Source organism: Mycobacterium sp. GA-2829 (genome assembly GCF_001499965.1).
GTDB lineage: Bacteria > Actinomycetota > Actinomycetes > Mycobacteriales > Mycobacteriaceae > Mycobacterium.
In genome coordinates this window covers 12637-26218 of sequence record NZ_LQIT01000027.1, presented here as the reverse complement: position 1 = coordinate 26218, position 13582 = coordinate 12637, and the positions used below count along the sequence as shown (strand labels likewise).

Here is a 13582-nt window from a genome sequence, read left to right as displayed (position 1 = left end):
CGCAGATGTTAGCTCGCCTAACTCTGCTTTGTCACGGCGGCCCTGGACGGTCCCTCGGATCGACCAGCGGATCGACCAGGGGATCGATCTGGGCGTCGAGGGCGTCGTCGCGCACCGGCCGGTCGGCCAGTTCCTCGTAGCGTCCGAACAGGTAGGGGTATGCCACACCGGCGATCGCGGCGCCGAGCAGCGGCGCGAGCCAGAACACCCACAGCTGGGCGGGTGCGTCGTTGCCGTTGAAGAACGCGACGCCGGTGGACCGCGCGGGGTTGACCGAAGTGTTGGAGATCGGGATCGAGATCAGGTGGATCAGGGTCAGGGTGAGCCCGATCGCCAGCCCGGCGAACCCCTTCGGGGCGCGGTCGTCGGTGGCGCCGAGGATGACCAGCAAAAAGATGCCGGTCAACAGGATCTCGGCGATGACGACCGCGAGCAGCGAGTAACCCGCCGGCGAGTGATCGCCGTAGCCGTTGGCGGCCATGTTCCCGGTCGCGGTCCAGCCGTCTCGGCCCTTGGCGATGACGTAGATGATCAGGCCCGCGGCCACCCCGGCGATCACCTGGGTGATCCAGTAGGCGGGTAACACGCGCCATTCGACCCGGCGCGCCAGCGCCGCGCCGAGCGTGACAGCCGGGTTGAAGTGGCCGCCGGAGATGGTGCCGAAGGCGTAGACGCCGGTGAGCACGGTCAGCCCGAATGCCAGCGAGACGCCGAGGAAGCCGATACCGAACGCGTACCCGTCGGCGCTGGTGAACTTGGCGGCGAACACCGCGCTGCCGCAGCCGCCGAAGACCAACCAGAACGTGCCGACGAATTCGGCGGCCACCCGATGCATCAAGGTCGGTTCCCGCATGGCGCGCTCCCTTTCCCTAGGGCTGTCCCCAGGGTGGCACACGTCACACCGTCGGGTCAGCGGTATCCGGTGAACCGCGCGGTCAACGCGAGCTGACCGTCGGCGCCGACCGCCTGCGCATCGGCCACCCCGGTGGACCGGCCGACCCGTACAGGCGTTGCGCTGTAACGGCATTCGCCGCCCGCGGTGAGCCGGCGCAGGAAGTTCACCCGCAACGATCCGGTGCGCAGCGGGGCGTCGGCGCGGCCGGCGTTCACGGCGGCGGATGCGACGAGTTCCAGGCCGGTGGCGGCCACCCCGCCGTGTACGACGCCGAGCATGTTGTTGACGACCGGGTCGGCACGCTGGGCGAGCGTGGCCGGACCGTCGGGTTCCACAGCCATGATCGCGGCGAGCCCCACCTTGCGGGTGTGGTGTTCGATCTCGCTGGGGAAGTCGGTGAACTGGGCGCCGGTGATGTAGAAGGACCGCACGCTTCCGGTGCCGATGACGATGCCGCGGTGGGTGAACTCGCACAACGCCAGTGCGGTGGCGTTCTTGGCGCCGACCGACCACGCCCGGCCGACCACACCCGCGTCGTCGGCGGTGATGAGGTCGGCCGCCTCGGGCAGCAGCTCGATCGACAGTTCGGTGGAGACCGTCCACTCGTCCTCGCCGCGACGCAGGTGGTTGGCCAGGCCGCCGACGTGGTCCAGCAGCATCGCCAGCGCCGCCGCGGTCGGCAGTCCGGTGAGCGGATTGACCAGGCCACGCGTGGGCAACGTGGCGATGCTGTGGTCGCCGGTGCCTTCGAGGGTCTCGATGCCGAACCGGCCGATGGGGGTGTTGAGCGGATGCGACATCGCCTTCAGCATGCGTGATCGTTTGCCGGGACTTACCCTCTGGGGGTATCGATGCGTCGGCGGGTGGCGCACGCCGAGGGTAATTGTGCTGCGACGCAGCATCTTCGGCGTCCGGCGCGGTGCCGCGGGCCCGCTCAGGGCCGGATCAGGCATTTCTAAGAATCTGACTAGGCTTTCTGCAAACGCCACATTCTCAACATTGCCAGTAAAACGACATGGATATTCGCCGCCAGCAAACTGTTCTGCCCGCATAGCAACCGATGGGCCCGCGGGTGGCGCATTGCGGGCCGGAAAGGCGCCTACCGAAAAGCGCTGTGCCGCAACAGTATTCGTTCGCCCCCGAATCGGCGGCAGCGGTCGCCGGCAACATGGCCGGCGTATTTTGTTAGGTCGGCCTAAGTTGGCATGTCAGCCCGGGTTTGACCTATCGTTTTCTCACTTGTGGCGAGTGGAAACAAAGGCCGCTGTTCAGTGCTGCACAGAGGACCGCCTCCGCCCCGTCGGCTCATGCCGTCGCAGACGGCAGCCAGTTGTCGCTTAGCCGAGGTTCGAGAGTAAGGGTCAGGTGGGAATGACGCCCAGAATCCAAGGGCTGTACAACCCCGCGTACGAGCACGACTCGTGTGGCGTGGCGATGGTGGCGGATATGCACGGACGCCGCAGCCGTGACATCGTCGACAAGGCCATCACGGCCCTGCTCAACCTGGAGCACCGCGGTGCCCAGGGCGCAGAACCGAACACCGGCGACGGTGCGGGCATCCTGCTGCAGGTCCCCGACGAGTTCTTCCGCGCCGTCGTCGACTTCGACCTGCCCGAACCGGGCAGCTACGCCACCGGCATCGCGTTCCTCCCCCAGTCCTCCAAGGACGCCGCGACCGCGTGCGAGCAGGTCGGCAAGATCGCCGAGGCCGAGGGTCTGACCGTGCTCGGCTGGCGCGACGTGCCGACCGACGACACGTCGCTCGGCGCGCTGGCCCGTGACGCGATGCCGACGTTCCGGCAGGTCTTCCTGGCCGGGGCGAAGGACATGGAGCTCGAACGCCGCGCCTACGTCGTGCGCAAGCGCGCCGAACACGAACTGGGCACCAAGGGCCCGGGGCAGGACGGCCCCGGGCGCGAGACCGTCTACTTCCCGAGCCTGTCCGGCCAGACGTTCGTCTACAAGGGCATGCTGACCACCCCGCAGCTGCGGGCGTTCTACCTGGACCTGCAGGACGAGCGGCTGACCAGCGCGCTGGGCATCGTGCACTCCCGCTTCTCCACCAACACGTTCCCGTCGTGGCCGCTGGCCCATCCGTTCCGCCGCGTCGCCCACAACGGCGAGATCAACACCGTCACCGGCAACGAGAACTGGATGCGCGCCCGCGAGGCGCTGATCAAGACCGACGTGTTCGGCAGCGAGGCCGACCTGGACAAGATCGTGCCGGTCTGCACGCCGGGCGCCTCGGACACCGCACGCTTCGACGAGGTGCTCGAGCTGCTGCACCTCGGCGGCCGCAGCCTGCCGCACGCGGTGCTGATGATGATCCCCGAGGCGTGGGAACGCCACGAGTCGATGGATCCCGCACGCCGGGACTTCTACCGGTACCACTCCTCGCTGATGGAGCCGTGGGACGGCCCGGCGGCGGTGTGCTTCACCGACGGCACCGTGATCGGCGCCGTGCTGGACCGCAACGGGCTGCGCCCGTCGCGGATCTGGGTGACCGATGACGGCCTGGTCGTGATGGCCTCGGAGGCCGGTGTGCTCGACCTCGACCCGGCGAAGGTCGTCAAGAAGATGCGCCTGCAGCCGGGCCGCATGTTCCTGGTCGACACCGCGCAGGGCCGCATCGTCGACGACGAGGAGATCAAGGCCGAACTGGCCGCCGAGCAGCCCTACGGCGAATGGCTCGAGGCCGGCCTGTTCCACCTCGACGAACTGCCGCCCGGCGACTACGTGCGCATGCCGCACCACCGGGTGGTGCTGCGCCAGCAGGCCTTCGGCTACACCTACGAAGAGCTCAACCTGCTCGTCGCCCCGATGGCGCGCACCGGCGCCGAACCGATCGGTTCGATGGGCACCGACACCCCGGTCGCGGTGCTCTCGCAGCGCCCGCGCATGCTCTTCGACTACTTCCAGCAGCTGTTCGCGCAGGTCACCAACCCGCCGCTGGACGCCATCCGCGAAGAGGTGGTCACCAGCCTGCAGGGCACCGTCGGCCCCGAGGGCGATCTGCTCAACGCAGGCGCCGACTCCTGCCGCCAGATCGTGCTGCCGCAGCCGATTCTGCGCAACGCCGAACTGTCGAAGCTGATCTGCGTCGACCCCGACCACGAGATCCGCGGCCACAAGCACGGGATGCGCGCCGCGGTGATCCGCTGCTTGTACCCGGTCAACCGCGGCGGCCAGGGCCTCAAGGAGGCGCTGAACAACGTCCGCGCCAAGGTGTCGGCGGCCATCCGCGACGGGGCGCGCATCATCGTGCTCTCCGACCGCGAATCCGACGAACAGATGGCGCCGATCCCGTCGCTGCTGAGCGTCTCGGCCGTGCACCACCACCTGGTCCGCGAGCGCACCCGCACCCAGGTCGGGCTCGTCGTCGAGGCAGGCGACGCCCGCGAGGTGCACCACATGGCCGCGCTGTGCGGCTTCGGCGCCGCGGCCATCAACCCGTACATGGCGTTCGAGTCGATCGAGGACATGGTCGACCGCGGTGTCATCACCGGCATCAGCAGCGATGCGGCCAAGGCGAACTACGTCAAGGCCGCGGGCAAGGGTGTGCTCAAGGTGATGTCCAAGATGGGCATCTCGACCCTGGCGTCCTACACCGGCGCGCAGCTGTTCCAGGCCATCGGCATCGACCAGAAGGTGCTCGACGAGTACTTCACCGGGCTGAGCTGCCCGGTCGGCGGTATCGACCTCGACGACATCGCCGCCGAGGTCGCCGCCCGCCACGCGCTGGCCTACCTCGACCGCCCCGACGAGCGCGCGCACCGCGAACTCGAGGTCGGCGGCGAGTACCAGTGGCGCCGCGAGGGCGAGTACCACCTGTTCAACCCGGACACGGTGTTCAAGCTCCAGCACTCCACCCGCACCGGGCAGTACTCGATCTTCAAGGAGTACACCAAGCTGGTCGACGACCAGTCCGAGCGGATGGCCTCGCTGCGCGGTCTGCTGAAGTTCAAGACCGGTGCGCGCCAACCGATCCCGATCGACGAGGTGGAACCCGCCAGCGAGATCGTCAAACGGTTCTCCACCGGCGCGATGAGCTACGGCTCGATCTCCGCCGAGGCGCACGAGACGCTCGCGATCGCGATGAACCGGCTCGGCGGCCGGTCGAACTCCGGTGAGGGCGGCGAGGCCGTCTCCCGGTTCGACCGCGACGAGAACGGCGACTGGCGGCGCAGCGCGATCAAGCAGGTCGCCTCGGGACGGTTCGGTGTCACCAGTCACTACCTGAGCAACTGCACCGACATCCAGATCAAGATGGCCCAGGGTGCGAAACCCGGTGAGGGGGGTCAGCTTCCGGGGCACAAGGTGTACCCGTGGGTGGCCGAGGTGCGGCACTCCACGCCGGGCGTCGGGCTGATCTCGCCGCCGCCGCACCACGACATCTACTCGATCGAGGATCTGGCCCAGCTGATCCACGACCTGAAGAACGCCAACCCGCAGGCCCGCGTGCACGTGAAGCTGGTCAGCGAGAACGGCGTGGGGACGGTTGCGGCTGGCGTCTCTAAAGCGCACGCCGACGTGGTGCTGATCTCCGGACACGACGGCGGCACCGGCGCGACGCCGCTGACGTCGATGAAGCACGCGGGCGCACCGTGGGAGCTCGGCCTGGCCGAGACCCAGCAGACCCTGCTGCTCAACGGACTTCGCGACCGCATCGTGGTGCAGGTCGACGGTCAGCTCAAGACCGGCCGCGACGTGGTGGTCGCGGCGCTGCTGGGCGCCGAGGAGTTCGGGTTCGCGACCGCACCGCTGGTGGTCAGCGGCTGCATCATGATGCGGGTCTGTCACCTCGACACCTGCCCCGTCGGCGTGGCCACCCAGAACCCGGTGCTGCGCGAGCGGTTCAACGGCAAGCCCGAGTTCGTCGAGAACTTCTTCATGTTCATCGCCGAAGAGGTCCGGGAACTGATGGCGGAGTTGGGTTTCCGCACGGTCAACGAAATGGTCGGCCAGGTCGCCGCGCTGGACACCACCCGGGCCGCCGAGCACTGGAAGGCCCACAAGCTGGACCTCGCGCCGGTGCTGCACGAGCCCGAGTCGGCGTTCATGAACCAGGACCTGTACTGCAGCTCGCGGCAGGACCACGGGCTGGACAAGGCACTCGACCAGCAGCTGATCGTGATGTGCCGCGAGGCGCTCGACTCCGGCACCCCGGTCAAGTTCTCGACCACCATCGCCAACGTCAACCGCACGGTGGGCACCATGCTCGGCCACGAGGTGACGAAAGCCTATGGCGGACAGGGCCTTCCGGACGGCACCATCGACATCACGTTCGACGGGTCGGCCGGTAACAGCTTCGGCGCCTTCCTCCCCAAGGGCATCACGCTGCGGGTGTACGGCGACGCGAACGACTATGTGGGCAAGGGCCTCTCGGGTGGTCGCGTGGTCGTGCGCCCGGCGGAGAACGCCCCGGCGGACTACGCCGCCGAGGACAACATCATCGCGGGCAACGTGATCCTGTTCGGCGCCACCAGCGGTGAGATGTTCCTGCGCGGTCAGGTGGGCGAGCGGTTCGCCGTCCGCAACTCCGGTGCCGTCGCCGTCGTCGAGGGCGTCGGTGACCACGGCTGCGAGTACATGACCGGCGGCAAGGTCGTCATCCTCGGGCCGACAGGACGCAACTTCGCGGCCGGTATGTCCGGCGGGATGGCGTTCGTCTACGACCCGGCCGGTGCGCTCGCCGACAACGTCAACGCCGAGATGGTCGAACTCGACGCACTCGACGACGAGAATCGCGACTGGCTCCACGGCATGCTGCAGGCCCACGTCGACGCCACTGATTCGGCGGTGGGACAACGAATCCTGAACAACTGGGAAGAAGAGTTGAAGAATTTCGTCAAGGTCATGCCGCGCGACTTCAAGCGCGTGCTGGCCGCAATCGCCGAGGCGGAACGCACCGGCGCCGACAAGAACGAGGCGATCATGGCGGCCGCAAGTGGCTGATCCGCGCGGTTTCATGAAGCACACCCAGCGCGAACTCCCGCAGCGGCGGCCGGTGCCGCTGCGTCTGCGCGACTGGAAAGAGGTCTACGAGGACTTCTCCCACGACACCCTGCAGGTGCAGGCGTCCCGTTGTATGGACTGCGGGATCCCGTTCTGCCACAACGGGTGTCCGCTTGGAAACCTGATCCCCGAGTGGAACGACCTGGTCTTCAAGGACCGGTGGCGCGACGCGATCGAGCGGCTGCACGCCACCAACAACTTCCCGGAGTTCACCGGCCGGCTCTGCCCGGCGCCGTGTGAGGCGTCCTGCGTCCTGGGCATCAACCAGGACCCGGTCACCATCAAGCAGGTCGAGGTCGAGATCATCGACAACGCCTTCGACGAGGGCTGGGTCGTCCCGCTGCCACCGGACCGGTTGACCGGTAAGAAGGTCGCGGTCGTCGGGTCGGGCCCCGCGGGTCTGGCCGCCGCCCAGCAGCTGACCCGGGCCGGTCACACCGTCACGGTGTTCGAGCGCGCCGACCGCATCGGCGGTCTGCTGCGCTACGGCATCCCGGAATTCAAGATGGAGAAGCGCCACATCGACCGGCGGCTGGAACAGATGGAGGCCGAAGGCACCCAGTTCCGCACCAACGTCAACGTCGGCGTCGACATCACCGTCGCCCAGTTGCGGTCGGAGTTCGACGCGGTGGTGCTGGCCGGCGGCGCGACGGCGTGGCGCGATCTGCCGATCCCGGGCCGCGAACTCGACGGCATCCACCAGGCGATGGAGTTCCTGCCGTGGGCCAACCGGTTTGCAGCGGGGGACTTGAAAAATGAAGTGACCGGCGACGACGGCGAACCGCCAATCACCGCCAAGGGCAAGAAGGTCGTCATCATCGGCGGCGGCGACACCGGCGCGGACTGCCTGGGCACCTCGCACCGGCAGGGCGCGGTCAGTGTGCACCAGTTCGAGATCATGCCCAAACCGCCGGAGACCCGTGCCGAGAGCACCCCGTGGCCGACGTACCCGCTGATGTACCGCGTCGCTTCGGCCCACGAAGAGGGCGGCGAGCGCATCTTCTCGGTCAACACCGAGGAGTTCTGCGGTGACGAGAACGGCCGCGTGAAGTCGCTCAAGGTGCACGAGGTCGAGATGCGGGCCGGCAAGTTCGAGAAGATCGAGGGCACGGACTTCGAACTCGAGGCCGACCTGGTGCTGCTGGCGATGGGCTTCGTAGGACCGCAGAAGGAAGGTCTGCTGACCGACCTCAAGGTGGAGTTCACCGACCGCGGCAACGTCGCGCGCGACGACGACTTCGCGACCTCGGTGCCCGGCGTGTTCGTGGCCGGTGACATGGGCCGCGGGCAGTCGCTGATCGTGTGGGCGATCGCCGAGGGCCGGGCCGCCGCCGCGGGCGTCGACAAGTATCTGATGGGTCGCAGCGCACTCCCGGCGCCGATCAAGCCGACGGCGGCACCGCAGCGCTGAAGTTCTCGCCGCGACTGTGCGGTGCCATACGGCTGTCACGGCGTGGCGCGTATGACACCGCACAGTCGAGCTCTCGCGAGTCACAGCCGTCACACCAGAAACTCGGCGGGTTCTCGTCGGCGCGCCTGACGGCGTTTGCCGAGGCGACGATCTCTAATGACTTGATGTGGGTTTTGCGATAAGGTTGCCCACGATCTAGCTATTGGTATATCGCAGGAGTGATCACCGTGTACATCAGCCCGATAACCCGGTCCCGGGTGGGTCGAATCGCCTGGTCATTGTTCCGTCACCCCGTCAAGAGCCGCGAGTTCCCCGCCAAGCAGGAGCGGTTGATCACGCCTGCCGAACTGGTGCGGTACGGCGTATAGCTAAACGGAGGCCCGCCGGTGCGGCACTCGGCGGGCCCCGTCCCGAGATTTTGCTTGTTCGTTATCGATTCGTGACCGTGAGTCCGGAGTCCCTGATCGTCTCCGCCAGCGGCTCCAACACCTTGGTGTCGTACGGCGGCGGCAGGTAGATGATCGCCAGGTCCAGGCCCTCTTCGCCCAGTGCGGCGGCCTCGTCGATCACCTTCTGGTAATCGCGATCCTCGCCGAGACGCACATGCGCCGACAGCATGATCTCCTTCGGATCCCGGCCGATGTCGGCGCAGTGCGACGCCAGCACGTCGCGCTTGCGGGCGAACTCCTCCGGTGTGCCGCCGACGAAATTCCAGTGCTGCGCCCAGCGGGCGGTGATGCGCAGCGTCCGCTTCTCCCCGCTGCCGCCGATGCAGATCGGCGGGTGCGGCTGCTGCGGACCCTTCGGCTCGTTGCGCGCGTCCTTGAGCTGGTAGTACTTGCCGTCGAACGACGTCGTCTCCTGGGAGAGCAGTCCCGTCAGCACCTCACAGGCCTCCTCGAAGCGGTCGAAGCGCTCGCGGATCGAGCCGAGCTCGATGCCGTATGCGCCGGACTCCTCCTCGTTCCAGCCGGCGCCGATACCGAGTTCGAGCCTGCCGCCCGAGACGATGTCGAGCGCGGAAGCCATGTTCGCGAGTACTGCCGGGTGCCGGTAGTGGATGCCGGTGACCAGCACGCCGACGCGCAGGCGTTTGGTGGCTTGGGCCAGCGCGGTCAGCGTGATCCAGCCCTCCAGACAGGGACCGGTCGAATCCGAGAAGATCGGGTAGAAGTGGTCGAAGGTCCACCCGGACTCGAAGACGTCGATGTCGTCGGCGGCTTGCCAGATCGGCAGCATCTCCGCCCACGTGGTGTTCTGCGGTGAGGTCTTGAAAGCGAATCGCACGTAGACCGACGGTAGTCACATTTGCTGTGAACTGCCGATGAGTTCTGCCCGGACGGGAGGTCCATACGCACATGATCAACTTGACCTCGGCGTGCCACCGAACCGCAGACCTGGTGCGCACGGTGTCCGACGACGCACTGGACGGCCCCACACCCAACGCGAACATGACGGTGCGCGACCTCCTCGCGCACATCGGCGGCCTCTCGGCGGCCTTCGCCGCGGCGGCCCGAAAAGAACTCGGCGAATGGACCGATACGCCGCCCGACGAACACGCCCCACTCGACGAGGGTTGGCGCAGCCTCTACCCGCAGCGGTTGGCGGCCCTGGCCGAAGCGTGGCGCGCCGGGGAGGCGTGGACCGGAATGACCCGCGCCGGCGGCGTCGATCTGCCCGGCGACGTCGCGGGCACGGTCGCGCTGGCCGAAGTCGTGCTCCACGGCTGGGACCTCGCAGTGGCCACCGGTCGCCGGTACGACTGCGACGAGGCGACCGCCCGCGCGTGTCTGGACCACCTCGCGCAGTTCGACCCGGCCGGCACCGAGGGATTGTTCGGTCCGGCCGTGCCGATCCCCGACGACGCGCCGGTGCTCGACCGTATCGTCGCCCGCAGCGGCCGCCATCCGCGCTGGCCCGCCTGAACTGCATGACGCCGCCGCGCGGGCACACTGGGGACATGGACCCCGTCACCGCGCTGCGCCAGATCGCCTACTACAAGGACCGCGCCCGCGAGGACTCCCGACGCGTGATGGCCTACCGCAACGCCGCCGACATCGTCGAACGGTTGTCCGAGGCCGAACGGGAACGGCACGGCGCCGCCAACTCCTGGCAGTCGCTGCCGGGGATCGGACCGAAGACCGCCAAGGTGATCGCGCAGGCGTGGGCCGGTCGCGAACCCGACGCGCTGGTCGAATTGCGGGAGAACGCAACCGATCTCGGCGGCGGTGAGATCCGCGCGGCGCTCAAGGGCGACCTGCATGTGCACTCCAACTGGTCGGACGGGTCGGCGCCGATCGAGGAGATGATGCTCGCCGCCCGCGACCTCGGCCACGAGTACTGTGCGCTGACCGACCATTCGCCACGGTTGACCATCGCCAACGGACTGTCCCCCGACCGGCTGCGCAAACAGCTCGACGTGATCGACGAACTGAGGGAAACCGTTGCGCCGCTGCGCATTTTGACCGGTATCGAGGTCGACATCCTCGAGGACGGGTCGCTCGACCAGGAGGAGGAGTTGCTCGAGCGGCTCGACGTGGTGGTGGCCAGCGTGCACTCGAAGCTGGCGATGGACGCACCCGCGATGACCCGCCGCATGCTCAAGGCCGTCGCCAACCCGCACACCGACGTGCTCGGACACTGCACCGGGCGGCTGGTCACCGGCAACCGCGGTATCCGCCCGGAATCCAAGTTCGACGCCGAGAAGGTCTTCACCGCATGCCGCGACCACGGCACCGCTGTCGAGATCAATTCCCGGCCCGAGCGCCGTGACCCGCCCACCCGGTTGCTGTCGCTCGCGCTCGACATCGGCTGTGTGTTCTCCATCGACACCGATTCGCACGCACCGGGCCAACTCGACTTCCTCGGTTACGGCGCGCAGCGGGCGCTCGACGCCGGGGTACCGGTCGAGCGGATCGTCAACACGTGGTCGGCCGACGACCTGCTGGCATGGACGGGTGGCGTTTAGTCCGAACGGCATGAGGGAAGTTGCCCAGGGACATTCACGCCGAACAAGGGGTTTGCGATGGCCGAGGACCGGGGAGCCAAAGAGACGATCAAGAGCGTCGTCAAGGACGCCAAGGACAAGGTCGTCGAAGCCGCCGAACGGGTCCAGCAGCACAGCACGAGCTATATTCCCGGTATGCCGGGTTCGAAGCCGCCGTCGTTCGAGGAGCCGACCGCCCCACAGGAGCCGCTGCCGCCGAAGCCGGATCAGTCCGGACCCGACTTGCGCACGGCCACAGGTGTTTCCGTCGGTGGCTCGCAGACCGCCCGCGGTCAGCAGGGTGAGTACCTGACCACCGCGCAGGGTGCGCGCCTGTACGACACCGACCACTCGCTCAAGGCCGGGGTGCGCGGCCCGACGCTGCTGCAGGATCACCACTTGCGCGAGAAGATCACCCACTTCGACCACGAGCGCATCCCCGAGCGCGCCGTGCACGCCCGCGGCGCGGCCGCGCACGGGACGTTCCGCGGCAACGGTGCCGCGGAGAAGATCTGCAAGGCGGCGTTCCTGAAGTCCGGTGCGGAAACCGATGTGTTCGTGCGGTTCTCGACGGTGCTGGGGTCTCGTGGCTCGGCGGACACGGTGCGCGACACCCGTGGGTTCGCCACCAAGTTCTACACCGACGAGGGCACCTTCGATCTGGTAGGCAACAACATCCCGGTGTTCTTCATCCAGGACGGCATCAAATTCCCGGACGTGGTGCACGCCGCCAAACCACATCCGGACCGGGAGATCCCGCAGGCCCAGAGCGCCCACGACACGTTCTGGGACTTCGTATCCCTGCACACCGAGGCCCAAGCCCACACCATGTGGAACATGTCCGACCGCGGGATCCCGCGCTCCTACCGGATGATGGAGGGCTTCGGAGTCCACACCTTCCGGCTGACCGGCCCCGACGGGTCGACGTCGCTGGTGAAGTTCCACTGGAAGCCGCGTCTGGGCGTGCACTCGCTGGTGTGGGAGGAGGCGCAGATCGCCGCGGGCGTCGACCCCGACCTGCACCGCCGCGACCTGGCCGACGCGATCGAGAAGGGCGCCTACCCGGAGTGGGATCTCGGCGTGCAGGTCATGCCGGACAGCCCGGACCACATGTTCGAGGCCATCGACCTGCTGGACCCGACGAAGATCGTGCCCGAGGAGCTGGCGCCGGTCCAGGTGATCGGCACCATGCAGCTCAACCGCAACCCCACCAACTTCTTCGCCGAGACCGAGCAGGTGGCGTTCCACCCCGGCCACCTCGTACCGGGGATCGACGTCACCGACGATCCGCTGCTGCAGGCCCGGTTGTTCTCCTACCTCGACACCCAGCTGAGCCGGCTGGGTGGGCCGAATTTCGGGCAGATCCCGATCAACCGGCCGCACGCCCCGGTCAACGACATGTTCCGCGACGGCTTCCACCAGCACGGCGTGCACCCCGGAGTGGCGCCGTACAAACCGAATTCGCTCGACGGCGGCTGCCCGTTCTTCGCGGGCGCCGACGCCGGCGCGTTCATCGAGGCGCCCGCCGTCGTCGCCGAAGCGACGAAACTACGTGGTGCGCCTGCGTCGTACGACGACCACTTCACGCAGGTGACGATGTTCTACCGCAGCTTGAGCCCGGCCGAACAGGCCCACGTCGCCGAGGCGTACACGTTCGAGCTCGGCAAGTGCTACGAGCAGGCGATCAAGGAGCGTCAGCTGGCGGTGCTGGCCAACATCGATGCGGACCTGTGCGCGACGGTGGCCGCGGGGCTGGGACTCGAACCGCCCGCGCCGACGGTGCCGCCGGTCGAGCCCGAGGTGCTGAGCCCGGCGGTGTCGCAGATCGGTGCCACGTGGCCGGTGGCGGGCCGCATGATCGGCATCCTCACCGGGCCCGACTCGGACGTCGCGGCCGTGGCCGCGCTGGTCGACGCGCTCGGCGAGGCCGACCTGGTGCCGCTGGTGATCGCGCCGCACGGCGGCACCCTCGACCACGACGGCGGCAGCGTGCCGATCTCGCGGACCTACGCCACCGCGCGGTCCATCGAGTTCGACGGCCTCGTGCTGGCGGGTTCACCGGCCACCGTGCAGGCGAAGATCCTCGTCGACGAGGCGTTCCGGCACTTCAAGGCCCTGGGGGTGCTTCCCCAGGGTGCCGACCTGCTCGCGAAGGCGGGGGTGACCGCCGACGTCGACGGGGTACTCGAGGCGCCCGAGCCGGCCGGTCTGGCCACCGCGCTGATCGAGAGTCTGGGCCGGCACCGGGTGTGGAGCCGGGTCGTCCCGGCGTGAC

Annotated in this window: 8 protein-coding genes; 5 read left to right on the top strand and 3 right to left on the bottom strand. The window is 68.1% G+C overall.

Features of this window, described 5'->3' with window-relative positions:
* Positions 1-31 precede the first annotated feature (31 nt).
* Positions 32-853 carry an aquaporin Z gene (gene aqpZ, locus AU194_RS17125; RefSeq protein ID WP_059090447.1) on the bottom strand — a complete coding sequence of 274 codons (822 nt, stop codon included), beginning with the start codon at positions 851-853 and terminating at the stop codon, positions 32-34.
* A 56-nt stretch (positions 854-909) separates the two neighbouring features.
* Positions 910-1707: a PaaI family thioesterase gene (locus AU194_RS17120; RefSeq protein ID WP_059090446.1), complete on the bottom strand. Its 798-nt coding sequence runs from the start codon at positions 1705-1707 to the stop codon at positions 910-912.
* Positions 1708-2266: 559 nt separating this feature from the next.
* Between AU194_RS17120 and gltB the strand changes: the two genes are divergently transcribed.
* Together gltB and AU194_RS17110 are read left to right on the top strand one after the other, a co-directional pair.
* Positions 2267-6850, top strand: coding sequence for a glutamate synthase large subunit (gene gltB, locus AU194_RS17115; protein ID WP_059090445.1), 4584 nt, complete (start codon positions 2267-2269; stop codon positions 6848-6850).
* Positions 6843-8321: a glutamate synthase subunit beta gene (locus AU194_RS17110; protein WP_059090444.1), complete on the top strand. Its 1479-nt coding sequence runs from the start codon at positions 6843-6845 to the stop codon at positions 8319-8321. Before gltB ends, AU194_RS17110 begins: the two co-directional genes overlap by 8 nt.
* Positions 8322-8750: 429 nt before the next feature.
* On the opposite strand, the gene AU194_RS17105 is transcribed toward AU194_RS17110, so the two are convergent.
* Positions 8751-9608 carry an LLM class F420-dependent oxidoreductase gene (locus AU194_RS17105; RefSeq protein WP_059090443.1) on the bottom strand — a complete coding sequence of 286 codons (858 nt, stop codon included), beginning with the start codon at positions 9606-9608 and terminating at the stop codon, positions 8751-8753.
* Between the two features lie 71 nt (positions 9609-9679).
* Here AU194_RS17105 and AU194_RS17100 point away from each other — a divergent pair, with 71 nt between their 5' ends.
* From AU194_RS17100 to AU194_RS17090, 3 genes are read left to right on the top strand one after another with little or no spacing between them, the layout of a single operon-like run.
* On the top strand, positions 9680-10246 hold the full coding sequence (locus tag AU194_RS17100) for a TIGR03086 family metal-binding protein (protein ID WP_059090442.1): 567 nt from the start codon (positions 9680-9682) through the stop codon (positions 10244-10246).
* A gap of 35 nt (positions 10247-10281) precedes the next feature.
* Positions 10282-11289, top strand: a complete 1008-nt coding sequence (locus tag AU194_RS17095) for a PHP domain-containing protein (protein WP_059090441.1) — start codon at positions 10282-10284, stop codon at positions 11287-11289.
* A 57-nt stretch (positions 11290-11346) separates the two neighbouring features.
* Positions 11347-13581, top strand: a complete 2235-nt coding sequence (locus tag AU194_RS17090) for a catalase (protein ID WP_059090440.1) — start codon at positions 11347-11349, stop codon at positions 13579-13581.
* The last annotated feature ends 1 nt before the right edge of the window (position 13582 follow it).